Annotated in this window: 18 protein-coding genes; 9 read left to right on the forward strand and 9 right to left on the reverse strand. The window is 61.9% G+C overall.

Features of this window, described 5'->3' with window-relative positions:
- Positions 1 to 20 precede the first annotated feature (20 nt).
- From JV18_RS0100175 to JV18_RS0100185, 3 genes are all read left to right on the forward strand, one after another.
- Entirely contained in the window at positions 21 to 932 is a 912-nt protein-coding gene (locus JV18_RS0100175) for an amidohydrolase family protein (protein ID WP_033072901.1), read from the forward strand.
- 20 nt (positions 933 to 952) lie between these two features.
- Positions 953 to 2,101 carry an FMN-dependent L-lactate dehydrogenase LldD gene (gene lldD, locus JV18_RS0100180; RefSeq protein ID WP_033072902.1) on the forward strand — a complete coding sequence of 383 codons (1,149 nt, stop codon included), beginning with the start codon at positions 953 to 955 and terminating at the stop codon, positions 2,099 to 2,101.
- A 190-nt stretch (positions 2,102 to 2,291) separates the two neighbouring features.
- Positions 2,292 to 3,026 (forward strand): IclR family transcriptional regulator, encoded by a 735-nt coding sequence (locus JV18_RS0100185; protein WP_081944633.1) that lies wholly within the window; start codon positions 2,292 to 2,294, stop codon positions 3,024 to 3,026.
- Positions 3,027 to 3,049: 23 nt separating this feature from the next.
- Here the strand turns inward: JV18_RS0100185 and JV18_RS0100190 are convergent, their stop codons facing one another.
- The 3 genes from JV18_RS0100190 to JV18_RS0100200 all read right to left on the reverse strand — a co-directional run bounded on the left by JV18_RS0100190 (position 3,050) and on the right by JV18_RS0100200 (position 6,478).
- The gene (locus JV18_RS0100190; RefSeq protein ID WP_033072903.1) at positions 3,050 to 4,009 is read right to left on the reverse strand and encodes an alpha/beta hydrolase; all 960 of its coding nucleotides are present in this window, start codon (positions 4,007 to 4,009) and stop codon (positions 3,050 to 3,052) included.
- Positions 4,000 to 4,791, reverse strand: coding sequence for a rhamnogalacturonan acetylesterase (locus JV18_RS0100195; protein WP_033072989.1), 792 nt, complete (start codon positions 4,789 to 4,791; stop codon positions 4,000 to 4,002). Before JV18_RS0100195 ends, JV18_RS0100190 begins: the two co-directional genes overlap by 10 nt.
- Before the next feature lie 151 nt (positions 4,792 to 4,942).
- Entirely contained in the window at positions 4,943 to 6,478 is a 1,536-nt protein-coding gene (locus tag JV18_RS0100200; RefSeq protein WP_052071630.1) for an MFS transporter, read from the reverse strand.
- Between the two features lie 135 nt (positions 6,479 to 6,613).
- Between JV18_RS0100200 and JV18_RS0100205 the strand changes: the two genes are divergently transcribed.
- A complete protein-coding gene (locus JV18_RS0100205) occupies positions 6,614 to 7,945 on the forward strand; it encodes an oligogalacturonate lyase family protein (RefSeq protein WP_033072904.1) in 1,332 nt (443 codons plus the stop codon).
- Between the two features lie 24 nt (positions 7,946 to 7,969).
- Here the strand turns inward: JV18_RS0100205 and bglB are convergent, their stop codons facing one another.
- From bglB to JV18_RS0100230, 5 genes are all read right to left on the reverse strand, one after another.
- Entirely contained in the window at positions 7,970 to 9,022 is a 1,053-nt protein-coding gene (bglB, locus tag JV18_RS0100210) for a beta-galactosidase BglB (protein ID WP_052071654.1), read from the reverse strand.
- 173 nt (positions 9,023 to 9,195) lie between these two features.
- A complete protein-coding gene (locus tag JV18_RS0100215; protein WP_033072905.1) occupies positions 9,196 to 12,225 on the reverse strand; it encodes a beta-galactosidase in 3,030 nt (1,009 codons plus the stop codon).
- Complete coding sequence (locus JV18_RS0100220; protein ID WP_033072906.1) at positions 12,222 to 12,554, reverse strand: L-rhamnose mutarotase; 333 nt, start codon at positions 12,552 to 12,554, stop codon at positions 12,222 to 12,224. The genes JV18_RS0100215 and JV18_RS0100220 overlap by 4 nt, the downstream gene beginning before the upstream one ends.
- A 64-nt stretch (positions 12,555 to 12,618) precedes the next feature.
- The gene (locus JV18_RS0100225) at positions 12,619 to 13,824 is read right to left on the reverse strand and encodes a rhamnogalacturonan acetylesterase (RefSeq protein ID WP_235302682.1); all 1,206 of its coding nucleotides are present in this window, start codon (positions 13,822 to 13,824) and stop codon (positions 12,619 to 12,621) included.
- Positions 13,821 to 15,545, reverse strand: coding sequence for a rhamnogalacturonan lyase (locus JV18_RS0100230; protein WP_443027751.1), 1,725 nt, complete (start codon positions 15,543 to 15,545; stop codon positions 13,821 to 13,823). The genes JV18_RS0100225 and JV18_RS0100230 overlap by 4 nt, the downstream gene beginning before the upstream one ends.
- Positions 15,546 to 15,910: 365 nt before the next feature.
- Between JV18_RS0100230 and JV18_RS0100235 the strand changes: the two genes are divergently transcribed.
- From JV18_RS0100235 to JV18_RS0100245, 3 genes are read left to right on the forward strand one after another with little or no spacing between them, the layout of a single operon-like run.
- Positions 15,911 to 18,886 carry a TonB-dependent receptor gene (locus JV18_RS0100235; protein ID WP_052071631.1) on the forward strand — a complete coding sequence of 992 codons (2,976 nt, stop codon included), beginning with the start codon at positions 15,911 to 15,913 and terminating at the stop codon, positions 18,884 to 18,886.
- A gap of 48 nt (positions 18,887 to 18,934) precedes the next feature.
- The gene (locus JV18_RS0100240; protein ID WP_033072909.1) at positions 18,935 to 19,582 is read left to right on the forward strand and encodes a DUF6250 domain-containing protein; all 648 of its coding nucleotides are present in this window, start codon (positions 18,935 to 18,937) and stop codon (positions 19,580 to 19,582) included.
- Between the two features lie 11 nt (positions 19,583 to 19,593).
- On the forward strand, positions 19,594 to 22,287 hold the full coding sequence (locus JV18_RS0100245; RefSeq protein ID WP_081944636.1) for an exo-rhamnogalacturonan lyase family protein: 2,694 nt from the start codon (positions 19,594 to 19,596) through the stop codon (positions 22,285 to 22,287).
- Here JV18_RS0100245 and JV18_RS15100 read toward each other — a convergent pair.
- Positions 22,206 to 22,625 carry a hypothetical protein gene (locus tag JV18_RS15100; protein ID WP_144243819.1) on the reverse strand — a complete coding sequence of 140 codons (420 nt, stop codon included), beginning with the start codon at positions 22,623 to 22,625 and terminating at the stop codon, positions 22,206 to 22,208. The two genes, JV18_RS0100245 and JV18_RS15100, sit on opposite strands and share 82 nt — an antisense overlap.
- Before the next feature lie 164 nt (positions 22,626 to 22,789).
- Between JV18_RS15100 and JV18_RS0100250 the strand changes: the two genes are divergently transcribed.
- Together JV18_RS0100250 and JV18_RS0100255 are read left to right on the forward strand one after the other, a co-directional pair.
- Entirely contained in the window at positions 22,790 to 24,097 is a 1,308-nt protein-coding gene (locus tag JV18_RS0100250; protein WP_160174146.1) for a TolC family protein, read from the forward strand.
- A complete protein-coding gene (locus JV18_RS0100255) occupies positions 24,094 to 25,131 on the forward strand; it encodes an HlyD family secretion protein (protein WP_200879054.1) in 1,038 nt (345 codons plus the stop codon). The genes JV18_RS0100250 and JV18_RS0100255 overlap by 4 nt, the downstream gene beginning before the upstream one ends.
- Positions 25,132 to 25,134 lie beyond the last annotated feature (3 nt).

Consider the following 25,134-nt stretch of genomic DNA (forward strand, 5'->3'; position numbering starts at 1 on the left):
GCAGCGGGAGGAGGGTCGCCATGGAAACCGACATTGCTTTCGTCGATGCCCATGTCCATTTCTGGGATCTCGACCGGCTGCGCTATCCCTGGTTGACGCCCCCCTTTGACGAGGAGGGGCCCAATGGAAATGTCGCCGCGATCGCCTCCAACTATCTGCTGGATGATTATCTGGCCGATGCGGCGCAGTGGAATGTGAAGGGCTGCGTCCATATCGATGCGGGCGCCGATGCGGCGCAGGCGCTGGGCGAGACCGAGTGGCTCGAAGCCATGGCGTCCGACCACGGCTTGCCCAGCGCGATCGTTGCTTTCGCGCCGCTCGATGATCCCGGTATCGAGCGGCTGCTGGAAAGGCAGGCTGCCCATGGCCGGGTGCGGGGTATTCGCCAGATCCTCAACTGGCATCCCGATCCGGCCCGAAGCTATACGCCGCGCGACCTCAGCGGCGATGAGCGCTGGCGAGAGGGCTTCGGATTGCTCGGCAAATATGGCCTCTCCTTTGACCTGCAATGCTATGCGGGGCAGATGCCGGGCCTCGCTCCCCTGATCGAGCGGCATCCGGGCATTCCGGTAATCGTCAATCATATGGGCATGCCCGTGATGAGCGATCCGGACGGCATCACCGACTGGCGCCGGGGCATGCAGGCGCTCGCGACCCTTCCGCATGTCTCGGTAAAGATTTCCGGCATGGGCTTCATCTATCGCGACTGGACAGCCCAGAAAATCGCGCCGCTGGTCGAAGAGGTTATCGATCGCTTCGGTCCCGGACGCTGCATGTTCGCGAGCGATACGCCGACCGACAAGCTGTTTGCGCCCTTCGATTACAGCCTGCGCGCCTATCACCGGATTGCCGCGCAATATTCGAGGGACGAGCAGCATGATCTTTTCGGCCGCAATGCGGATCGTATCTACCGCCTCAATCTTGATATCTGACGGGCGCGACAGGGGGATATATGCAAGCCGCTTCGGTCGATGATTATCGCGAGCTGGCGCGCCGCCGCCTGCCGCGCTTTCTCTTCGAATATATTGACGGCGGCTCCTATGGGGAGGTGACGCTGGCGCGCAACCGCGCGGACCTTGCCGACATCGCCTTGCGCCAGCGGGTGCTGCGCGACGTGTCGCAGATTGATCTGTCGACCCGGATATTGGGGCAGGATTTTGCGATGCCCGTCGGTCTCGCCCCCATTGGTCTCGCCGGAATGAATGCCCGGCGAGGGGAATGCCAGGCGGTGCGCGCGGCGGAGAAGGCGGGCATTCCCTTCACCCTGTCGACGGTATCGGCCTGTCCGCTCGGCGAAGTGGCGGCGGCGGCGACCAGGTCCTTCTGGTTCCAGCTTTACATGATCCGGGATCGCGATTTCATGCGCGACCTGCTCGCACAGGCAGCGCAAATGGGCTGCCCCACGCTGGTTTTCACCGTCGACATGCCGGTGCCCGGATCGCGCTATCGCGATTATCGCTCGGGCCTTGCAGGCGCACCGGGACTGGCCGGAGGCCTCCGCCGTTTCGCACAGGCGCTGACGCGGCCGCGCTGGGCATGGGATGTCGGCCTGTGGGGACGCCCGCACGCGCTGGGCAATGTCGCTCCCGTCCTCGGCCCGAATACGGGCCTTGAGGATTTTTTCGCGTGGATGCGCGGCAATTTCGAGCCCAAGGTCGGGTGGGACGATATCGGCTGGATCCGTTCCCAATGGCCGGGGTCGATTATGATCAAGGGCATTTTGGACCCGGAAGACGCCGTGCTCGCAAGCCAGGCCGGGGCCGATGCCATTGTGGTGTCGAACCATGGCGGGCGCCAGCTTGACGGAGCGTTATCGACGGCGCGCGCGCTTCCCCCGATCGTCGAAGCCGTGGCGGGAAGCATGCCCATTCTGGCCGATGGAGGCGTGCGATCGGGCCTTGATGTCGTGCGTATGCTGGCGCTCGGCGCGCAGGGCGTCCTCCTCGGGCGGGCATGGGCCTATGCCCTGGCGGCGGGCGGGGAGGCGGCGATTTCGCATATGCTCGATCTTGTCCGGGCGGAAATGCAGGTGGCGATGGCGCTGACCGGAACCACCCGCTTGGCGGACATTGGGGAGGATATCATCGACCGTCTTGCCTAGAGTCAGGGCCTAGAATCTACTCTGACCGATCATCCCCCAAGTCCAATTGCGTTGCTCGCATGCAGACCCTATGTTCACAATATGAAATTTGGCGGCGACCATGCCGCCTGAAAATGGGGTGTGAACCAAGATGGCAAAAGTGGCCGACAGCAAGACCGGGAACCCCGAGGTAAAGGGCGCGCAAACGCTGATGCGGGCGCTCGACATTCTTGACGAGGTGATCGACGGCCCCGTTCGGGCGGTGGATCTGGCGCGCAAGCTCGACATGAGCAAGACGACGGCGCATCGCCTCGCCCATGCGCTCAAGTCGCGCGATTATCTGTCCAGTACTTCCGACGGATTCGCCCTTGGGCCGAAACTCATGCAACTGGGGGTGCTGGCGGGCGAGCAGGTCGATCTGGTCCGCCATGCCCGCCCGATCATGACCCGCCTTTCCGAAGAAACGGGCTTTTGCGTCTTCGCTGGAATGCGCGAGGGCGATTGGTCGCGGCATCTCGAACGCGTGACCGGCACCCAGCGTCTGCGCGTCGCCACCGCGCCCGGCGACCGGCGACCAATTGCCGAGACAGGGCTGGGCAAGGCGCTGATCCTCGACGAGCCCGAGGATGAATGGAAGCGTCTCTACCGCCTCTCGCAGGGCGGGCGCGTGGCGGCGGACAAGATGGACGCGTGGCTGGAACGGATGCGGCAGTTTCGCGATGCCGATCAGGTGCGGCATGAAAGCGAATTAGGGGATGGTGTGCGCTCGATCGCCAGCCCGGTTCGCAATGCAAAGGGCAGCATCTGCCTCGCCCTCAGCATCGCCAGCGCGGCGCAATATCTGACCGACGAGAATAGCGAGGAGCTGGCCGCCCGGGTGCGGGCAACCGCCGACGAGATAAGCGAATTGGCGGGCTATCGGGCGAAGAGCGGCGCGTCGGCCTAGAGTCAGACTCCCGGCGGGGTACGTCAGATCAGTCCGTGGCGGCGCGCAAAATCGAGGAACAGGTCCGACCAGCGCGCGGCGGGCCCTTCAAGGCTGAAGCCATGGCCGCCGCGCTCGAAAAAATGGGTTTCCTGCGCGATCGACGCCTCGGCCAGCTTGTCCATCAACCGGGCCGAATTGCGCCAGGCGACGACCTTGTCGTCGAAAGCATGGGCCAGGAAAATCGGCGGCGCTTCCGGCCCCACAACTGCGTCGGCGCCATAGGCGGCGGCACGGGCGTCGGCGGCGCCGCCGGGGAATAATTGTTTGACGGAGCCGCGATGCGCGTCGGACCCGGTGGTCGCGACCACGGGAAAGAGCAGCCCCGCCAGCCGCGGCGCCAGCGGCAGCCTGTCAACCGCATCCTGAGCCGCATAGGCGGCCATATCCTGCCGCAGCGCCAGTCGTGCAGCGAGGTGGCCGCCCGCGCTTCCTCCCAATATGCCGATCCGCTCCGCATCAAATCCGTCCTGATCGGCGCGCGACCGGATCAGGCGCAGGGCGCGCTGGGCATCCTGAAGCGGGGCATCGGGCCCGGCACTCCATCCGTCGGCGGGCAGGCGATAGACCAGCGTATAGACCGCAAAGCCGAGGCGGGCGAAATGATCGGCCAGCGCCCTGCCGCCCAATCCCACCGCGACCCGCATATAGCCGCCGCCGGGAATGATCAGCAGCGCCGCGCCATTCGGGACGACGGCGGGCGTGTGGATCAAAAAGGGATTGCGGACATGCACAAAGGCTGTGTCCTCGGCGGGCCCGCTCGCGGAGCGCGGAACTTCAGCTTCCTGCACGCTTACCGCGTCGCCGCCCGGCGCGGCGCCGGGCCAGACCGCCAGCCGGGTGGAGGGCCGCGAATTTCTCGCGGCTGCGCGCGTGCCGCTGCCGAGCGCCAGCGAGGCACCCAGCGACGCCGCAAGCCAGCCCCGGCGCGACATTAGCGGCATTGGCTGCTTCCCAAGGGGGTGTCGATCATCAGGTCGCGCCGGTCGGCGGAAACATGGCGGGCAACGGGCGCCGCGCTTTGGGCAAGGCCTTCGGCAACAAGGTTCGCGATATGACGCGCGCCCACTTCGCTGAAATGCGTGTCATCCTCAATTCCCTTGGGAAAAGCGGGATAGGTTCCGGCAGGATAATGGAGATAATAGGCGCGCGATGCCTCGCGGCCCAGCTGGTCGAGCAGTTGCCGCGACCGGCTTTCAAGGTCGATCAGTTCCACGTTGAGGGAGGCTGCCAGTTCGCGCACGATGGCGGAATATTCGGGAAAATCAGCCTTGGCCTTTTCGCCTTCGAAGGAGCGCCGGGCGACCGGCGTCAGCAGGATGGGGGTGGCACCGGCCGCGCGGACATCGGCGATGAAGCTGACGAGATTCTGCCGATAGCTGGTTTCGGGCGCTGCAAAGCGTTCGGGCTTGCTCTTGGATGCGTCATTATGGCCGAACTGGATGAGCACGGTGTCGCCGGCTTTCAGGCTTTGGCGCAGCGCGTTCCAGCGGCCTTCATCGATGAAGGTGCGGGTGCTGCGACCACCTATCGCCCGGTTGTCTACCTTCACGCCGGTCAGCGCGCAGCCGATGAACGTCCCCCAGCCGGATTGCGGATAGCGATTGGCCGCATAGTCGGAGGCGGTCGAGTCCGAAGCGATGAAGAGGGTGGGCGTCGCCGAAATGGCGGGCGGCGAAACGGGGTCGGGGTGGGCCGTGCATCCCGCGAGCGCGCTGCCCAGCAAGACCGCCAATAGGGCGGTAGAAGCCCGGCGCCGCAATGGGGCCGGGGCCCTTTTGCCGTCTGTCACTGAACCTCTCCCGAACGATGAGACCGCAATTGAGCGGGTATGCGGGAACGGGTCTTCCGCGGTCCGCAGCAACGTCGCTTCTGCATCACCGGGATTGAACCGCGACGGGGTTGCGGCCCCAAAGCTGATCATAGCGCCATCCGGTGAGATCTTCGAGCAATCGCCCGCTTTCGGCGCTGGTGGGCGTGGTTGCGCCGGTGCGCAAATGCTCGATCTCGTGCATCAGAATGGCGTGGGTGTGCGGGTCGAGCCGGAAGCGCATCGAGACGATCACGCCAAAGGCGAGCACCGTCAGCACCCCTATGCCCAGAATCCAGGCGAGGGTTTGCACGGCCCCTGCACTCTGCTGTTCCTGGCCGGATATGAAGCCTCCCATTTCCATCAGCGCGCCGACCCCGGCCACGGCCACGGCCTGGGTCGCCTTGCGGACGAACGTCATCACCCCGGCGAAACTGCCTTCCCGGCGCAAACCCGTCACCGCCTCGTCGACGTCGGCCATATAATTATAGGTCGCCCAGGGAATATAGTTCAGCGCGCCGCGACCGAGACCGGCAAGACCGATGACGATATAGATGAGCGCGCTCGTCGCCGTCACACCCTGCGACCAATAATAAAGCAGCATGATCACGCCGCCTGCGAAACAGGCGGCGGCGATCTGGTAGGCGAGGGCGGGCGATTTTCGCAGGGCGAGGTTGATCGCAATGATCACCGCCACAAATTGCACCATATACATTGTCCCGAGCAGCGCGCCCGCGATCGCGGTCGAACCGGCCAGCGCAAAGACCACAAAGAAGGTGAAGGCGGCATTGAAGATGTCCTGGCTGATATAGCCGCCCAGATACATGCCGAGGTGCAGCCGGAACGCCCGTATCCGCATCGTCGAAGCAAGGTTGCGAAACAGCCCCTTCAGAACGCTGCCGAGCCCTTCGCCCGGCCCCTCTTTCTTCGCCATGACGGGATGGTGCCGCTCCCAGCTGAAAAGATAGAGAAAGGTGACCGCCAGCATGAACAGCCCCGCGAAAACAATCCCCATATAAAAGAAGGTGTCCGCACTATCGCGCCCCAGATAATCGATCAGCCACAACGGTAAAAACCCCGCCAGAATAGCCGAAGCCTGCGCGAACAGGATGCGGAAACCGGCAAATTTTGCCTTTGTTTTGTAGTCACTTGCCATTTCGGCAGCCAATGTTTCGTACGGAATGATCTCCATCGCGTAGACGAGTTCGAACAGAACATAGCTGACGAGATAGTACCAGAAGGTCTGACCCGGCAGCCACATGAGCGCGAAGCTTGGCAACAGGGGAATGGCTGCAAGAATGAAGAAACGGCGCCGCCCGAAGCGGCGGCCCAGCCATGTCGAACCGAAATGATCGGTAATATGACCGATAAGCGGCGAGGCAACGGAATCGATCAGTCGCGCGATGGCAAAGATCATCGCAGCCTGGGTCGCCGAAAGACCGCAGAACTGGGTGTAGAAGATCAGGACCCAGGATGAGATAACTGCCATGGAACCGGCGCCCAGGATGTCGTTCGACCCATAGGCGAGAAAATTGATCAGGCGCACGGGGCGTGCCCCTGCGATCGTCGTCGACTGTGGGGTGGGGGGGCTCGCTGTGGCCATTTTTTTCCATTCTCCCTGACGGCGAGCGGTGGCTTGCCTTATTGCGTCTATCGCGCCATATTGTGGGAGCGTATCATACAATATGAAATTCGCAAGTCGCTAAAATGCGATGGGGCGATGGGAGGGAGTGGGCCGATGAAATGTTTCAGAGCAGCGTTTGCCGCGGTCGCCTTGTTGACGGGCACGGTCATGGCGCCGGGCGCGCTTGCGGCTTCCCCGCCATCCTGGGTGGACGCGGCCACCGGGCACAAGCTGGTGCGTATCAGCACGACGCCCGGCACGACGAGCCTTTATTTTCACCAGAACAGCTTTACCCCCGAAGGCGACAAGATGGTCGTGCAATTGCCCGGCGCTATTGCCGTGGTGACGGTCGGTACGTGGGAAATGACCCCGCTGGTCAAGGGCGAGAATATCACCTTGCTGTTCACGGGCCGCAGGACGCGCACCGCCTATTACACATCGCGCGCGCGCGACGACGCCGGCGGAGCCAGCGAGATACATGCGGTGGATATAGACAGCGGCAAAAAGCGGCTTGTCGCCCGCATATCGGGCGGAACCATAGGCTCGATCAACGCCGATGAAACGCTGCTGCTGGGCCAGGTGACGCTGACCGACTATAGGCTCAATCCCGACGGGACGCAGCGTTTGCCGGGCCAGCCTGCCCTCGCCCAGCGCCCCGGAGAAAATGACTATAGCGCGACGCGCCCCGATGGAACGCCCTATACTTATGCCGAGGCCAAGGAGCGCCGCCTTCACGACCGCCTGCACGCGCGGTTGCCGATGGAAATATTCACCATCGACCTGCGCACCGGAGAGCGCAAGGTGGTGGTCGCATCCGACGACTGGCTGAACCACATCCAATTTTCCCCCACCGATCCGCACCAGATCCTATATTGCCATGAAGGCCCCTGGCACGAGGTCGACCGCATCTGGACCATCCGCACCGACGGTAGTGGAAAGACGCTGGTTCACAAGCGCATGATGAACATGGAAATTGCGGGGCATGAGTTTTTCTCCCCCGACGGAAAGACCATCTGGTACGATCTGCAGACGCCGCGCGGAGAGGTGTTCTGGCTGGCGGGATATGAGCTTGCGACAGGCAAGCGGCACTGGTTCAAGGTCGACCGGAACCATTGGTCGGTCCATTATAACCAGTCGCCCGATCTGCGGCATTTCTCCGGAGACGGGGGCGACAGCGAAATGGTGGCCCACGCGCCCGACGGAAAATATCTCTATCTTTTTACGCCGCGCGCCATCCCCGATGTTGCCGACATTCACGCGCCCAACGCCGCCGATCTGATCGAACCCGGGGTGCTGGACGCGGAAAAGCTCGTCGACATGGGCAAGCAGGATTACCGGCTGGAACCGAATATGGTGTTCACACCCAACGGCAAATGGATTGTGTTTCGCGGCAATTTCGAAGGCGCGACGCATGTTTATGCGGTGGAGGTGGCGAAGGCCCGTTGACCTTCGCCGCTTCCCGGCCCGCGATCAGATATAGGTCCGCAGATATTCGCCGAGCGCGCAGATGGCGAGGCTCTGTCCATAGGGCATGGAGGTCAGCTCGATGTCCTTGTAGAATTGCAGCGTGTCGCCCATCGCCGTGCCGAAGCTGACCTGTCCCAGCTCGCCGTCGTCGCTGATGTGATCCATCACGCCCTTGACGGCGCGCAGTCCCGTTTCCTCATAAGCACGCGGGAGATAGCCCTTGCGGACCGCCTTGAGGATTCCATAGGCGAAACCGGCAGTGGCCGATGCTTCGAGATAGCTGCTCGGGTCCATCACCAGCGTGTGCCACAGCCCGCTCTCATCCTGTGTCTCGCGCAAGGTTCGCACCTGCGCTTCGAGCGTGTCGATCAGGTAGGAACGGAAAGCATCGCCCGGCTGGAGGTCGAGTATTTCGATGATTTCCGGAATGGCGATGGTAACCCAGCAATTTCCGCGCGCCCACAGGGCTTCGGCGAAATTATGCCTGCCGTTGAAGTTCCACCCGTGGAACCACAGCCCGGTTTTCTTGTCGAAGAGATATTTGATGTGGACGAGGAATTGCCGCTTGGCCTCCTCGACATAATGGGGGCGGCCCAGAAGCACGCCGATCTTGGCGAGCGGCAGGACGCTCATCATCAGCGTATCGTCCCACAGCTCGCCGGGGTTCACATCATTATAGACAATATGCTGAAAGCCGCCGTCCTCGGTTTTGGGTAGGCCGTCCGGAGCGAGCAGCCAGTCGCACCAGGTTTCCAGATAGGGGATGTTCGCCGGATTGGGCTCATATTCGTGAAGATAGGCAAGCGTGATGAAGGGCGCGACGGTGTTGATATTCTTTGTCGGGGTGCCTTCCGCCAGACGATCGGCGAACCATTGCTTGATAATGTCGAGCGCCATCGTGTCGCCCGTCTGTTCGAAATAGCGCCACATTCCGAACAGGCCGATACCATGGGTCCATTCCCACCCTTTCCAGCCCTTTGTGTCGATGATGCGGCCATCGGGCAGATGCAGCAGAAACTCACCCGTCTCGTCCGAGATATTGATCAGATTTTCCATCAGCCGCTTGATGGTGGAAACGACCTCGCCGCGGCTGAAGTCACGCTTGGGCGCGCGCAAAATGCTGTCATCTTCTTCGTGACCGGCATCTGCGGGCCCTGTCGTGCAATTGTCCGGTTCCATGCCCTGACTGCCGGAGACAGCGGCTTGGCGGCCAGCGGCTTGTTCAACCATCATCGTATCAATTCCTCGGGTTTGCGGGGTGCCTCGACGTTCCGCACGTCGATGCCACTGCGGCGATTGTGGAGAGTGACAAGCCGGACCGCCTCCAGCGCATTGCCAGCAGCGCCATCCGATATGACGGCAAGCGCGATCACATTCCGGCCATTATGATTGAGGATGCCGCGGGGGATCGGAAAAATCCGCTGCGGACCCACATGGGCGATAAATTGCCCCATGTTCCAGCCATTGACGAACAGCGTGGCGCGATAGGCGACCGGTGAGCGTGGCTGGTCCACGTCACCAAAGGCGACGCCGATTGTCGCGTCCTGGTCCTGGGGAAGATCGAGTGCGAAGTGCGTGCGATACCAGGTCACACCGGGCTCGACGCTTTGATCGGGAAGCGAGGCGCGCGACCAGTCTTTGTCTTCGAAACCGGGCAAGTGCCAGCCGGCAAATTCCCCGTGCAATCCGCCATTATTGGGGACGCCGCGGACCGGGTCAGGAAGTTTCTCGCCGCGACCATGGAGTTTCCAGTCAACCGGCACGGCAAAGCTTCGGCCGCCGGGTTGCTCGATCGACACCGAGACCAAGCCGCGCGCTTCCTTGTGAAAATCATCGGCCTCCAGATTCCAGTTGTGGCCATTGTTGCGGAGCAGGACAGCGATGACATGCTGGCCGGGGGTTCGCGCCGCGTCGGGCAGGTCGAATTGGGCGACGCCCGTGGTAATGGGACGCGGCAGGCCGCCGGGGAGTTCATCCTGTCCCACCAATTTGCCGTCGACATAGACCTGGATCATTCCGCTGCCGCCGGCGCCATAATAGAGCCGGATGCGTCCCGCTTCCGGAGAGCCTTCGAACCGGCCCCGGTACCAGACATCGCCTTCGTGGAAACCATAGGGGTCCATCAGGAGATTGGGCTGTCCATCGGGGCGCGCCGTCGTGCTGGAATAGCGTTTGCCTTCGGCCGTTTGCCACGCGCTGTCATCGAAGTTGGCAGCGCTTTCGGGTGAACCCTTCATGCGGCGCCAATCCTGCAAGGGTGGCAAGGTGATGGGCTGGGGGCCGGGCAGGGGATGCGATGCGACCCGGCTGCCACCGCTTCCATTTTTCAGGGCAACGGGCCTGTCATTCCAGGTGACGTTACGCACCGCCCCCGGAAGCCAGATTTCGAATGGAGAGGCGCTGTCGGTATCGCCTTCGAGGGCCAGCGAAGCTTTGCGGACAATGGCGCGGCGAACCAGTTCGGGGCCCCGGACAAGGATATCGCCCGCAGCGGTTGCCTGTTTCGAGAATTGCCAGCCGGTTTCCTCGTCAGCGATCAGCAGTTCGGCTCTGGGGCGATCGCTGCTTTCGATGGCGACGCGGGCGAGGCCTGAATGCGGGTAGCGCAGGACAAGGTTGCCGCGAGCCGCATCCCAGCGGTGGGTGACCTCCCCCTCCAAAACCTGCACCCGTGGTTCGCTGGAGTAGTGCAGAACCGTCTCGCCAGCCTCTCCCTTCCTGCCGTAGAACAGCAGAATATCGTCCCCGTCGACCTTGAGGGCGGTCTGGAGTTCGGATGTCGAATAGACGAGCTTTTGTCCGCCGATTGCGGTGTTGGCGATCAGCCATTTTGCATCGAAGCCGTTCAGCTCCATCTCGCCTTGGGAGGGGATGCGATATGCCCCCCCGGGCAGGTCGAGGGTGAAATGAAAGCGCAGATCGTCCCGGCCATTGGACGGATTCTGGGTCACCAGCAGAAATCGTGCGTCGGTTTCCGGAAGACGATTATGATAGAGGCGTATCTTGTCGGTGGACGTCGCTGGCTTGCCAGCGGGCACCATGCCGGCCAGATCGGGCACGGCTTCGATCAGGCCGCCGAGCTGCTTGAGCTCCTTTGCCTTGTCACGGATCGTCCGCGCTTCGGAAATGGCGGCGCCATAATCATAGCTGGTGAAGACGACAGGAGCGGGGAGCCATCCCCAGCTTGTGCCGCCATATCCCATGTAAAAGCTCTGGATGCCGATGCCGTTGGCAAGATTGGTGCCGTAAAATACCCGCTGGTAACGCCGACCGCGCTGAATCGCGTTGCATTCATAGCCGCCGTTCGACCCCCAATAATCGAACCAGCCGCCACCGAATTCGGCGGCGAAGCCGGGCGTATTGGGTGAAGCCGAGGAGCCGCCGCGGGCGCCGCCCGGTCCATAATAGCCAAAGTCCGGCGCGGGCGACCCCCGGGTGACTTCGCCCGCCACCGTGCACGTGCCGCCGGGATAACTGTCCCACGCATATAAGTCGGTCGGTCCTGCGACCGTTTCGGCAATGGGGCTGTTTTCGGGCACCCAATATCCGTTGCGGCCCTGATCATTGTGAAAGATCGGCACCGTGATCCCGTCGGCCCGCGCCTTTGCATAGAGGTGATCCATATATCGCCGCTGTTTCGGCGTGGTCAGAGCGAGCTCATTCTCGATCTGATGGAGGATCACGCTGCCGCTATTCCCCTTGCCGTCGCCATTGATCTGGTGGCGCGCGATGATGGCGTTGATCCGGGACAGCCATTCGTCTCCCGCCGCTTCATATTCCGGATTGTCGGTGCGTGCGCGTGCGCGCTGATTGACCAGCCAGCCCGGATATCCACCGCGGGTGAGTTCGGCATTCACATAGGGACCCGCGCGGGTGATGACGTAAAGCCCTTCCTCCCGCGCCATTGTCAGCAGGCGATCGACATCGCGAATGCCGCTGAAATCATAGGTGCCGGGACTGGGGCTGTGGTAACCCCAGTAGAAATATAGCGCGACGGTGTTGAAGCCGCTTGCTTTCATCTTCTGCAAAATGTCCCGCCAGAGGTCGGGACTGGGCAGGCGGAAATAGTGCATTTCGCTGCCCCAGATGATCGTGCGCCGACCGTCGATGAACAGCGAGCGACCATCGAAGGCGACGCGGCCGAACTGCTGCATCGGGGCGTCGACATTGGGCGGCGCGGCTGCTTCCTGCGCCGATACGACGGGGCTGGAGGCAGCAAGGATCGCAGCGAGGCAGGCAGAGGAACGGAGCAGCCTCATGCGAGGTGGAATACCTGCTCGAGCGGCCATTCGCGCGGCTGGTTGTCCGCATGGGTTTCCATCAGCGGGGCCATGGCCTGCCACCAACGCTGCATCACGGGATGGGCAGGCAGATCGGCGCGGCGATCTTCCCCTTCCACGGTCAGGATGGCGAAAAGGGCGTTGCTGTCGGCGTCGTGGAAGATCGAATAGTCGCGGATGCCACTGGCGTGCAGCAAATCGGCAAGTTCGGGCCAGATGGCATCGTGCGCCGCCTGGTATGCGCTACGCATGCCCGGCTTTAACTGCATCCGAAATGCATGCCGCTTCACGCCGTCCTCCCTGCCCATAATGTGAAATCTGATCCCATATTATCTAGCATTCTGGATCGAGTCAATCGAGGCAATGGAACGCTCAATTTCCTGCCGGGCGCCGCGAACTGTGCGCCGAACTGGCGGCTATGCCGAGGGCCTGGCGATAGAGGGAGGCAGGCGATGCCGGGGCGGTGGAGGGGAATGCTGCCGCCAATCCGGGGGGAATGGCCCGCGACCGATCCGCCACATATCGCGCGAGAATCCACGCGCCTGCATTGTTGTGATGGGTGCGGTCGCGGCCGGCGTCGTTAAAGAGATGCGCCGCGCGCTCTTCGCCAAGCTCTGCATAAAGCTGGCGCGTGTAGGCGTTGAGGTCGATCAGCGGTACGTCGTCGGTATGCGCGACCAGACGCATCGCCTCGGCATAGTCGGACAAACTTTCGGCTATTGTTCCGTCGGCGGCAAAATTTCGCCGTTCCGGCGAGGTGACGAGTATGGGGGTCGCGCCGCGGGCCCTGGCTTCGGCGATATAGGCGCGCAGATAGGCGGGGTAGCTCCATCGCGGGTCGGCGTAGCTTTGCGGCCACTGCTCTTTCTGATCATTATGGCCGAACTGGATGAAAAGATAATCGCCGGGCCGGATTGTCGAAAGAATTTTCGCGAGACGGCGGGCGGCCAGAAAGGATTTCAGCGTCTCGCCCGATTCGGCGTGGTTGGCGATAGCGATGTCGGGGCCAGCAAATGCCGTCAGCATCTGCCCCCAACTCGCCGCCGGTTCGAAGGGCTGATCGGTTACGGTCGAATCGCCGGCGAGATAGATGGTCGGGACATTGGCTCGCTCGATCGAGATTTGCCGGACGTTCGCGGCATCGGAAAACTCGAGCGTCAGACGATCATCCCAGGTCCGGCTGTCGCGTTCGCCCTGGTTGAGCGCGACCCTTGCTCCGCCGGGCGCATGGGCGGGTGGCGGGGGGAGGAGAGGGGTGCGGACGTTGACGATAAAGTCGCGCTGAACGAATTCGCCCGGGCGCGTTGCCAGCCGGTCGACCATCAGCCGCCGCGCTTCGGTCTTGACGGTTGTGACCGCCGCATGGCCTGCGCTTCCGAGCGTGACCGATACCCGCCAATTCCCCTCGGCCACAGCGATGGAAAAGCTGTCGCGATCATCGGGCTCGAATCCCGATGATCCGTCGTAGAGCCGCGCGGCGTCCGGATGAAATGTCCTGACCGTCTCGCCCCTGTCCGGGGCCGGGGTGGCCAGTAGCGAAAGCGCGCTGACCACCGGCACGGACATGGCGTGGATCACTGCCCCGCCTCGCGCTCCGCAATGCGCGAGGCCAGGTCGAAGGACAGATGGGGCGGCTGGTTATAGCTCGAATTCTGCCAGGCCACCGCCACCCGATATTGCGGATCGCGCATCAGCGGAGGAAGCGCGATCGCGGTCGGATAAGGGGTGGTGTAGAGGCGCAGTTCGCTACTGCTCTCGTTCCGCAGCAGCAGCTCCTCGCGCCAGTCGCCGATGATGTCGGCGGAGAGCGCAGGCGTTGCCTTGGTCCCGTTGTTCGCCGCTGCTCCTTGCGCGGTAAAAATCCGCTCTTCTCGTCCGGCCTTCCAATCCCATTTGAAGATGCTGGTTCCATCGAGGAGTTCGCGCTGCGCGTCGCCGTCCCACCATATTCCGAAATTGACGGACCGCGGGCGCGTGTCGCCGATCGCATTGCCCCGGGCGTCGAACAGGCGGGGGTCATTGATGGCCCAAGCCTCTGCGCCCGGATAGCGCGGATCGATATCGAAGGCGACGCCGCGGCCCGTGTCCTTTTCCGCATGGGTCGTCCACAATATCTGCCCGGTTGCCGCATCGAGCATGGCGGCGCCGATATTGCCGTTCCGCATCTCTTCATGCACCCCAAAGCGCTCCAGTCCGGGGCGCATCGGGTCGAGATCGCCGACATGGAGGGCGTCGCCGTGGTAGAGTTCGGCTGACCACAAGCCGCTCCCGTCATCATCGAGGGCCATGGAGCCATAAATAATCTCCTGCCGACCGTCTCCATCCACATCGGCGACCGACATCTGGTGATTGCCTTGCCCCGCAAAGCGCTCGTTACCCGGCGCGCTACTGTCGAAAAGCCAGCGCCGGGTCAGCTTGCCGTCGCGCCAGTCCCAGGCGGCCACCACGCTGCGCGCATAATAGCCCCGCGCGAAAATGCCGCTTGGAAGCTTTCCATCCAGATAGGCAATGGCGGCAAGATATCGTTCGGAGCGGTTGCCATATCCATCGCCCCAGAGCGTGGCCAGTTCGCCGCAGATTGTCGTTTCCGATTTCGTGCAGCGCGGCGGCGAATAGGGTGCGGTGGCAAGCGCCGCGCCCGTTGCCCCGTTGAAGACGGTCAGATATTCCGGACCCGACAAGATCCGTCCGGCGAGTTCGGCCATCAAGCGCCCGTCTTTATCCCGAATGGAGCCCGTCCGGTCCCGGGTCGGCAAGCTTCCTTCCTTCACCCGCCAGTCTGCATGCGGATCGCCGATGACCTTGCCGGTGCCATCCACCGTGCCATCGGCGGTCTTTACCATCAGTTCGGCCCGGCCATCGCCGTCGAAGTCCGCGACCATGAATTGCGTATAATGGGCGCCCGAGCGGATGTTCGGGCCGAGGTCGATCCGCCACAGCCTCTGGCCCTCCAGCGTATAGGCGTCGAGGATCGTTTCGCCGCTATATCCCCCAAAGGCATTGTCTTTCGAAATCTCGGGGTCCCATTTGACGATCACGTCCAGACGGCCATCGCCATCAAGGTCGCCTACCGAAGCGTCATTGGCGCGATAGCCATCGGTTTCGCCTGTCGGGGTCGCCCGCGCGGCCGGTTTGTCCAGCGGTATCGACAAATAACCTTGCGACCACATGGGGACCGGCACCGGCCGCCTGTCGCCGACCGAAATGGCATATCGGGATTGCGGCGTGCCGTCGGGGTCGTGGAAGGTCGAGCGGTCCGACAAGGTCGCAATGGGGATGCCGTCCCGTTGAAGCGACACGCTGGTTCCGGGAGAATAGGGCCAATTTACGAGCATTCCCCCGCCCGTGGCCGGGACGGCCACTGACGCGCGCCCGGCTGCTTCCCAGGCACCTGCGGGCGACGACAGGGCGCAATGCGCTATCATCACTGCGCCAATTATCCGGCTACGCCGATCTGCCTCTCCCATCATCACAAACTCCCATATTGTGGTACTATAGTCCTATAGCTGAAAATTTTGGTTGGCAAGGCCATGCGTTGCCGATATGCAAAAGCACAGTAGCGAGATGTAACGGGGTCCAAACCCGGTGCGGAAACGCAGACCCGAAAGGGGGGAGGGGAAATATGAATTACAGTGTTTTATCGAGAGCTTTTGCCACTTCTTCGATGATGGTTCTGGCCATTTCAGCGACCGCTGCGATGGCGCAGACTGCCGATTCGGCCGCGGATCAAGAGGATAGGTCTCAACCCGCTTCGGCGGCTGCGCAACCGTCGGACAACGCGATCATCGTCAGCGGTATCCGCCAGTCGCTCGCATCGGCAATCGATCGCAAGAAAAATGCCGGTACCACCGTTGAGTCGATCGTGGCTGAAGATGTGGCCAAGTTTCCCGACAAAAATATCGGCGAGTCTCTTTCGCGCGTGACCGGCGTGCAGCTGACCCGCGATTTCGGCGAAGGGGTGCAAGTCTCGATCCGCGGCGTCGAACCCGATTTGAATCGCGTGGAAGTGAACGGCGCGACGACGCTGGGGCAGGGAGGACGCGGCAATGATTTTCGCGAACTGGCGTCAGAGCTGATCAAGACGGTCGATGTCTACAAAGGCTATACCGTCGACCTGACCGAGGGTGGCGTTGGCGGGACCGTCTCCATCCAGACCCGCAAGCCGCTTGAGCTGCGGGATGATTTGCTGGTGGTTTCGGGCGCGATGCAGCATGTCGATACGGTCGGCGGCTGGAAACCCCGCGCCACGCTGGTGGCGGGAACCAAGTTTCTTGATGACCGGGTTGGTGTCATCGTCAATGCAACCTATGATCGCAACGATACCCGCGGCGATTTTATCCGCAATACCGAGTGGGTGCGCCTGGGTGATCTCAATCGCGATGGTGTCAAGAATACCAGTAATTCGAACTTCGACCATATCAGCACGCTGGCGGGATGTAATGCGGTTCCGACAACCGGCGATGCGGGGGCAACGCGGGCGGACTGCCAGGTCCAGTTTTACGACTTTTCACCACGCATTCCGCGTTATGGCCAATGGATCCGCCACGACAAGCGCCTTTCGCTGGATGCCATGGTGCAGGCGGAGGTTGCCGATAATTTCCGCGTGTGGGGCGGCCTGCAATATAATGAGCGCGACAACAATCTGATCGATTACAATTGGGTTTTCGATCTTACAGCCACCTCGCGCTATGATTTGACCAAGCCGGTAACTGTCGACGACCGGGGGAATGTCATCGGCCTGACCACCGCGCCCACCGTCACCAATGGCGCTGCCACGGCCGGGGCCGGATCGATCTTCAATACGGAAAAGCGGGACTTCGCCTATTTTCAGAGTTCGACCTATTGGAAGGGCGGTTTTGAATGGGATCTGGGTCCGCTCCAGATCGAAGGGCTTGGCGTAACGTCGAAGTCGAAGACTTTTGGCGATACCAACCGTGTGGTTCTGCATGGGTCGCCTTCGAATGTGGAGATTACCCTCGATCCCGACGATGGAACGCCAAGTTTCAAATTCACCGACGGTTTCGATCCCAATAATGTGGCATCCTATTACCAGGGCGCTTTCCTCCCGGCGCGAGGCCCCCGTCTCGACTGGCGGCCGACCGAGCTTTATGCCACCGAGGACCAGCTGAAGCTGGATTTCGACTATGAAACCGGGGTTCCCTTTCTCGACAGGCTCGAATGGGGCGCGCAATATCGCAAAGCGACCGCGCTCAGCTATGGCGGCGGCGGGTATCTCGCGCTCAATGCGGACGGCACGACCTTTGAAGTGCCTTCGGCCAATCTGACAATTATTGCCCGGACCGACGGCGCGCAGGACGATCTTTCCGACCCGGTCGCGCCGCTGTGGACCCCGGCGACACTGCAGGCATTTCTGGCTGCGAACACGCAGATGACGCCGGGAAGCTTTTACAATCAGCCCGGATATGACCGATCGGGTGTGCCCGATAAATGGCTGGCGCCCACCTTCAATGACCTGTCCGGCTTTTTCGATACCTCCGGATTTGACCATAGCTGTGTACAGGTTTGCGCGGGCTATCGTCAGCCGCCGGCTTATGATGTGAAAGAAAAGATCGCCGCCGGCTATTTCAAGGTGAACATCGAATCTTCCCTGTTCGGAATGCCGCTCCACGCCAACACCGGGCTGCGGGTCGTTCACACGGCCGACACGGCCACCGGTTCCTATCTGTTGCGCGAACTTTATAATGACCCGGTCGATCCTTCCATCATAAGAACCCGGACGGTCGGTACGCGCATCATATCGCTCAAAAATGATTATTGGGACTGGCTGCCCGCGGTTAACGCCGCGCTGGAAGTGACGCCGACGATCTTGCTGCGGGGCAATTGGTCGAAGGTTATGGCGCGTCCGCGCTTCAACGATCTGGCGCCCAATGCAAATTGCCTGATCGATGTCACCACCGAAGGGCAGGACGATGACATCAATGATGGTTGCTCGGCGGGCAATCCGTATCTGAAACCCTATCGGGCGGATCAATTCGACCTCAATATCGGGTGGTTCCCCAACCGCGATACGGCTTTTTCGGTCGGCTATTATCAGAAGAATATCAAAAGCTTCATTCTTTCCCAGACGCTGCAGCGCAACGTCAATTTCTTTGGCGACGGCAAACTCTATGATGTGAACATGCCGATCAACGGCGAGGGAGCGACGCAGAAGGGCTTTGAAGTTTCCGGGCAGACGGCGTTCACATTCCTGCCGTCGCCGCTCGACGGCTTTGGTGTCATCGCCAACTATACATTTTCGGACAGTTCCAATGTGGATCTGATCGATCAGCTTACCGGGGGGCAGCTTCCCTATCCCTATCTGTCCAAGCACAGCTATAATGTTATCGGCTATTATGAAAAATACGGCATTGCGGCGCGATTGGCTTATAACTGGCGCAGCAAATATCTGCTGACTCCGGCCGATCGGTCCGGGAATCCCGTGTTCCGTGACGCCTCAGGCTATCTGGATGCGCGGGTGGGTTACACTTTTGAATTGGGTCCGGTCGACAAGCTGGAGCTTTTCGTTGAAGGCAAAAACCTTACCGGAACCGCGGAACGGACGACGGCGGGCGATATCCGCATGAGCGAGCTTGCTTATTCGGGCCGTCGCTTCTTCCTTGGCCTTCGCGCCTCTTTCTGACGGGATGACGGGGGATCAGGGGTGAGGTTCCTCCGTCTGTCTCTCCTGATGTCGCTGGCCGCGGGGCTCCTCTCCGCCTGTGCGGTCAGCGTCTCCCATCGCAGCGACGGGTTCGCTCGTCCGGAGGCGTGGACGGTTGAGGCGGAAAATCCGGCGGCGACTGTAAGCTTCTCCGGCGGCACCGTGGATATTGATACACCGCAAGGTTTGACCTTGTGGTTGAAGCAGCCGCTCGTCGCTCCCGTTGAAATTTCTTTCGACGCGATGGCTGTGTCAGAGGGCGGCGACAACGATCACGTCAGCGACCTCAATGCCTTCTGGATGGCGAGCAACAAGGACGGGTCCGATGTGCTGTCCCGTCCGCGAAGCGGGGCCTTCGCAGAATATGATGATATGCGGGCATATTATGTCGGGATCGGCGGGAACCGGAATTCGACGACCCGCTTCCGCAGATATGTGGGAGAGAGCGGCAACCGGCCGCTGCTGCCCGCACACGATCTCTCCGATCCGGTTCACATGCTTAAACCGAATGTCTGGACGCATATCGCTCTCAAGGTGGAGGCTGAAGGCGTAACGGTGCACCGTGATGGACGGGTGCTTTTCCGCTTGGCCGATCCGGCACCGTATGGACAAGGCCATTTTGGTCTCCGCACCACGAAAAGCCACCTGCGATTCCGCAATTTGACGGTGAAATAATGGGGAAGGGCATGCAGGTTCCGCGGCGTATTTTTCTGGCTTCCACCATTTTGTCGGGCGCGGCCCTGTCCCACCCCTCCGTCGCTTTCGAGACAAGTTCGAAGCGTGTTTCAAATGGCGCCAGATGGCTTGATGGACGTCCTCCAGATTATGAAACCGGTCAAACCTTTGGACTGGCGTGGCCCCGGGGAGCGCTGGGCGCGCGAACCTCGCTCCGCGCCGTCGCCGATGATGGTGCATCCATAGCCGTCCAGAGCTGGAACGTCGCTTTCTGGCCGGACGGAAGCGTGAAGTGGACGGGGCACGCACTTCCCGCGGGAATCACCAGCGAACGGGTCCGGATCGAGCCCGGCCGGCCCACCCGACCGGAAGCCCCCGTTTCCGTCGAACGCCGGGGGACGGGGTGGATCGTCCGCTCGGCAGCTGTTGAATGGCACATTGCCTCCGGCACCGACGCGATCGTCCGGTCGGTTGATGTGAATGGGCGCCGGGTGATGGGCCCGGTGCGGTTGAAAGCGATCATGGCCACATCCGCTGAGGGGCAGGGACGGCGGCCGCTCGATCCCATAATCGAGACGATAACAGTCGAACAATCCGGTCCTGTTCGCGCCGTTGTCCGTCTTGATGGGCGGCATTCGCAAGTCGCTCCGCACCTGCCGGTATCGCTTCGCCTTTATTTCCATGCCGGCTCCAATGCCATGCGCGTCGTGCATTCCTTCACGAACGACTGCGATCCGGAGAAGCATTTCCTTTCGGGTATCGGGATCTCTGCCGATGTTCCGCTATCCGGCGAAGCTTATGACCGGCACATACGGGTGGCCCTGGGGGACGAGCGGCTGCTTGCCGAAGCAGCACGGCCCCTCACCGGCCTGCGGCGCGACAGCGGAATGCAGGTTCGAACAGCGCAGGTGGAGGGCCGCGCGGTCCCCTTGGCGGAGATGAACCCGGTCGTGCGCGACCGGCTGGACGCCATTCCCATATGGAATGATTTCCGTCTTCTTCAGCATGCAGCCAATGGTTTTGTCCTGCAGAAACGCACTGGAACCGGACATGCGTGGATCGGATCGGACGAAGGGCGAAGGGCGCCGGGTTTCGCCAGCGTATCAAGCCCGGCCGGCGGAGCCGCCCTGTCGATGCGATATTTTTGGCAGCGGCATCCCTCTGCCCTGACCGTCGATGCTCTCGGGGGAGAGGTGACCAGCCTTACCGGATGGCTTTGGTCGCCTGACGCCTTGCCCATGGACATGCGCTCTTATCGCGGCGTCATGGGGATGGAAGGATATGACGCGCAAAATGCCGGATTGGAAATTACTTACGAAGATTATGAGCCGGGCTGGGATCAATCGTTCGGGATTGCGCGCACCAGCGAACTGACTCTCTGGGCCTTGCCCGCGACACCCGCGGCGGACGAGATTCGGGCGATGGCGAGGGGAGGGGCGGAGCCAGCTCGGCTCGTGGCCGAACCGGAGCATCTCCATCGGGCCGCCGTCTTTGGGGACTGGAGCCTTCCGGACCGTTCGACTCCGGCGCGCGCGGCCATTGAAAATCAGTTGGCGAACCTTGTCGATTTCTATTCTGAGGAAGTCGACCGTCGCAGCTGGTACGGCTTTTGGGACCATGGCGACGTCATGCATAGCTATGACGCTGACCGCCGACAGTGGCGATATGACATTGGCGGATATGCGTGGGATAACAGCGAACTCTCGACCGACCTGTGGCTTTGGTATCAGGCCTTGCGGACGGGCGATGCAAAAAGCTTTCGCCTGGCCGAAGCCATGACCCGTCATACCGGCGAAGTCGATGTTTATCATCTCGGCCGCTTCGCTGGCTTTGGCACGCGGCATGGCGTGCAGCATTTCAGCGACAGCTCGAAACAGCCGCGGATCAGCACATCCATTTACCGCCGTATATTTTATTATCTTACCTGCGACGAACGCACGGGCGACCTGATGCGCGCCTTGCTCGGCTCTGCCGAACGGCTGCTTGACATAGAGATTGGCAGAAAAGTGCCCGGGCGCGTCGCAACCGAATTGCCGCCGCGCCATGTGGAAATGAGTTTCGGCACCGTCTGGAGCTCGCTTGCGGCCAATTGGTTGACCGAGTGGGAGCGTACGGGGAAGCGGAAATGGCGCGACCATATCGTGGCAGGGATGGAATCGATCGGAGCCATGCCCAATGGCTGGCTCACGGGAAATGCGCCCTATAATCTCGATACCGGGCGTTTTGTCCCGGTCCGAAAGCTGAGCATATCCCATCTCAATGCCGTCTTTGGGGCCGTCGAGTTGAATTCGGAGTTGCTGCAGCTTCTGGATGTTCCGGCCTATCGCGCGGCATGGCTCAACTATTGCCGTTTTTATAATGCGCCCCCGGCGGAGTTTGAGGCGCAATATGGCAAGGCCAAGCTGCCTTTCAATCTGCGAGAGGGGCATTCCCGGCTGACCGCCTATGCCGCCAACCGGCTCAAAAACCCTGATTTGGCGGCGCGCGCATCGGGCGAATTTTTCTCTGGTCAGGCGGGATTGGGAACGCTGGACCATGATCCGCGTGTGGCCGCGCCGGGGGGCATGGTGGAATGGCCCGGCCTGTCCACCAATGCGGCGGCGCAATGGGGTCTGGCGGCCATTCAAAATCTCGCCCTTATCGGCTCTGCTCTCGACGAGGCTTTCGTTCCCGGCTCTTCCAAGCGAAGCAGGGCGCGTCCGTAAAGGCGCGCAAGACCGGCACATCGAAGGCTATCATTAGCCATCCCATGAAATTCGGGCAGGCGCTGCCCCCGCGCCGGGGCCTTGTCGGCCAGAACTCCTGACATAAGCCTTTCCGGCTTTGCTTCTCCCTCCCGCGGTAGCTCGAGCGGCTGAATAGCAAAGCTTTCTCTTTGCCCATCGCGCAAGGACAGGCGCGCAGCTGAAATATGGTTAAATCCATAGAGGGTGATAAGGAAAAACCTCTGGCCAACGTCGGGCAAGGTCGATACTGAGCGGCGTTTATTGTCTATAAAATCTGTTAACAAGATTTCTGTAAGTTTTTCATATACAAAAATCATATGTTTCTTCAATTTCCGGAATGGGTTTGGCTATTATGATTAGTCGAATTTTAACGGCACAGGTCCGAAAGATAGTTTTTCTTTCTACCCGTTTTTCTGATGAGATTTCGTCACGCCGTATTTTGGGCGCCGTCCTGTTGCTGTCCCCCGGCCTGGGGGCGACGGTGGCTGCTGCAGAAGAAGCGGCGCTGAGCTATGCCGAGGCGCAGGCGCGGCTGGTGGCGGTTTCCGATGCGCTGGACGCCAAGGAGGCCGCGGTTCGTGCGCGCGAGGCGCAGGAAGGGGCTACCCAGAGCCTGCGGCGTCCCGATGTGGACGTCGAAGCGCAATTGCTGGAATATCAGATGTCGGTGGAATTGCCGCTGGGCCCGCTCGCTCCGATTGGCGAGCATTTCGGGCTGCCGGACCCGCTGAAGTTCCAGCAGCGAAAGACGGGGCGCAGGCCCATCGCGACCGCAACCCTGCCGCTTTATTCCGGCGGTAAAATTCCGGCCGCCCAGGCAGGCGCACGCGCGCAGGTGGAGGAAGCCGAGGCGGACTGGGCGCAAAGCCGCGACGACCAGCTGCTGATGCTCGCCAAAACCTATTATGGGCAGATATTGGCCGCCAAGGCTTTTGCCATCCGGCGTGACGTTCTGGCAGGGCTGGAGCGGCATGTGCGCGATGCAACGAAGCTGGAACGCGAAGGCTTTATCAGCCGCGCGCAGCGGCTGCAGGCCGAGGTGGCGCGCGATGAAGCCGCGCGCGAAGTGGAGCGCGCCCGGTCCGGTCTGGCAACTGCCGACATGGTTTTGGCCGGGCTGCTGCGCCTTCCCGAGGGGGTTCGTCCGGTCAGTCCCCTGGCCGTCGATTCCAGCGCACTGGAACCGGCACAGGCCTTTGTCACGATGGCGATGGGCGAACATCCGCAGTTGGAGAGGTTCGATTCGCTTTCGCGGCAGGCCGCGGCAGGTGTCGAGCTTCAGAAATCGGAGCTGCGCCCCAATGTCTATGCGTTCGGCCAATATAATTTTGATCGGTCGCACAGCCTGCTGACCGACCCCGACTGGTCGGTCGGCGTCGGGGTCCGCTATAAGCTGATTGGCGGAAAAGGACGTCGGCAGATGGTCGAAGCTGCTGAACATAATGTGCGGGGGGCAGAGGCGGGGCGCCGGGAAGCCGAAACGCAAATCCGCATCGGCGTGACCAAATATTGGAACGAGGCCGAATCCGCCCGTCGCCGCTTTGCCCTTTACGACAGCGCCATTGCGTCGGCGCAGGAAAACCTGCGGCTGCAGCAGCTTTCCTATCGCGCCCAGCTTGCCACCTCGCTGGACGTGGTGGATGCCGAATTGGGGCTGGGGCGGGCGCAAACCGAACGCGCACAGGCGGCCTATGATTATATCAGCGCGCTCGCTGACCTGCTTCATGCGGCAGGCCAGATCGAAGCGCTGCCTGAATATCTCTCCCATGCGGACAGGGTGATTTCATGACCAAGGAACAGAATATGGTGGCGGACGAACCCGCCGTTGACGCGGCCCCTTCCGGCACGAAAGGGCGTGCGGTTATCAAGATTGTGGCCGGGGTGGCGGTGCTGGCTGCGCTCGGCACGGGCTTCTGGCTTAGCTACCGGCCCGCACCGGTGCAGATCCAGGGCATGGTCGATGCGCGTGAGCTGCGCATTTCCAGCAAATTGACCGGACGGATCGAGGACATCTTTGTGGAAGAGGGCCAATTCGTCCGCGCCGGTACGCCGATCTTCAGCCTGACCACCCCCGAGGTGGCTGCAAAATCGACCCAGGCCGAAGGTGTGCTGATGGCTGCGGAAGCGCAGGAGGCCAAGGCAAGAGAAGGGGCGCGGCCCGAAGATATCACCGCGGCGCGGGCGCAGTGGCAGCGGGCGCAGGCGGCCGCCGATCTTGCCCAGCAAACATCGGAACGCACTCAGCGCCTGTATCGTGAAGGGGTGGTTGCGCGTCAGAAGGCGGACGAAGCCCGCACCAATGCTATCGCCAATGCCCAGGCCGCGCGTGCGGCGAGGGCGCAATATGACGCGGCGGTTGCGGGGGCCAGGCCCCAGGACAAGCGCGCCGCCCATGGCCAGACGCAGCAGGCGCGCGGCGCGGTTGCCGAAGTCGCGGCGGCACAGGCCGAGGCACGGATCTATGCCCCCAGCGATGGCGAAGTGGGACGCCGGCTCGCGCAGCCGGGGGAACTGGTTCCGCAGGGTTTTCCGGTTTTCATGCTGACCGAGACGCAGGCGCCCTGGGTGACGATTTCGCTTCGCGAAGACCAGCTTCAAGGGCTGAAGAAGGGGGCCCAGATGGAAGGGCATATCCCCGCGCTTAAGCGCAACGCAGCCTTCAAGGTGGTGTTTCTGGCCCCTGCCGGGGATTTCGCCACATGGCGCGCGACGCGCCAGTCGTCGGGCTTTGACGTGAAAAGCTTTGAGGTGCGCCTTCGTCCCGTGAAACCGATCAGCGATCTGCGGCCCGGGATGACCGTGCTGTTCGAACGCGATCGCTGATGC

Origin of the sequence: Sphingopyxis sp. MWB1, from assembly GCF_000763945.1 — a bacterium.
In the GTDB taxonomy this organism is placed as follows: Bacteria; Pseudomonadota; Alphaproteobacteria; order Sphingomonadales; family Sphingomonadaceae; genus Sphingopyxis.

Coding starts and splice junctions, on each gene's coding strand:
- JV18_RS0100175 (WP_033072901.1), top strand. CDS start 21: ATGGAAACCGACATTGCTTTCGTCGATGCCCATGTCCATTTCTGGGAT.
- lldD (WP_033072902.1), top strand. CDS start 953: ATGCAAGCCGCTTCGGTCGATGATTATCGCGAGCTGGCGCGCCGCCGC.
- JV18_RS0100185 (WP_081944633.1), top strand. CDS start 2,292: ATGCGGGCGCTCGACATTCTTGACGAGGTGATCGACGGCCCCGTTCGG.
- JV18_RS0100190 (WP_033072903.1), bottom strand. CDS start 4,009: ATGCCGCTAATGTCGCGCCGGGGCTGGCTTGCGGCGTCGCTGGGTGCC.
- JV18_RS0100200 (WP_052071630.1), bottom strand. CDS start 6,478: ATGGCCACAGCGAGCCCCCCCACCCCACAGTCGACGACGATCGCAGGG.
- JV18_RS0100205 (WP_033072904.1), top strand. CDS start 6,614: ATGAAATGTTTCAGAGCAGCGTTTGCCGCGGTCGCCTTGTTGACGGGC.
- bglB (WP_052071654.1), bottom strand. CDS start 9,022: ATGGAAAATCTGATCAATATCTCGGACGAGACGGGTGAGTTTCTGCTG.
- JV18_RS0100215 (WP_033072905.1), bottom strand. CDS start 12,225: ATGAGGCTGCTCCGTTCCTCTGCCTGCCTCGCTGCGATCCTTGCTGCC.
- JV18_RS0100220 (WP_033072906.1), bottom strand. CDS start 12,554: ATGGGCAGGGAGGACGGCGTGAAGCGGCATGCATTTCGGATGCAGTTA.
- JV18_RS0100235 (WP_052071631.1), top strand. CDS start 15,911: ATGATGGTTCTGGCCATTTCAGCGACCGCTGCGATGGCGCAGACTGCC.
- JV18_RS0100240 (WP_033072909.1), top strand. CDS start 18,935: ATGTCGCTGGCCGCGGGGCTCCTCTCCGCCTGTGCGGTCAGCGTCTCC.
- JV18_RS0100245 (WP_081944636.1), top strand. CDS start 19,594: ATGCAGGTTCCGCGGCGTATTTTTCTGGCTTCCACCATTTTGTCGGGC.
- JV18_RS15100 (WP_144243819.1), bottom strand. CDS start 22,625: ATGATTTTTGTATATGAAAAACTTACAGAAATCTTGTTAACAGATTTT.
- JV18_RS0100255 (WP_200879054.1), top strand. CDS start 24,094: ATGACCAAGGAACAGAATATGGTGGCGGACGAACCCGCCGTTGACGCG.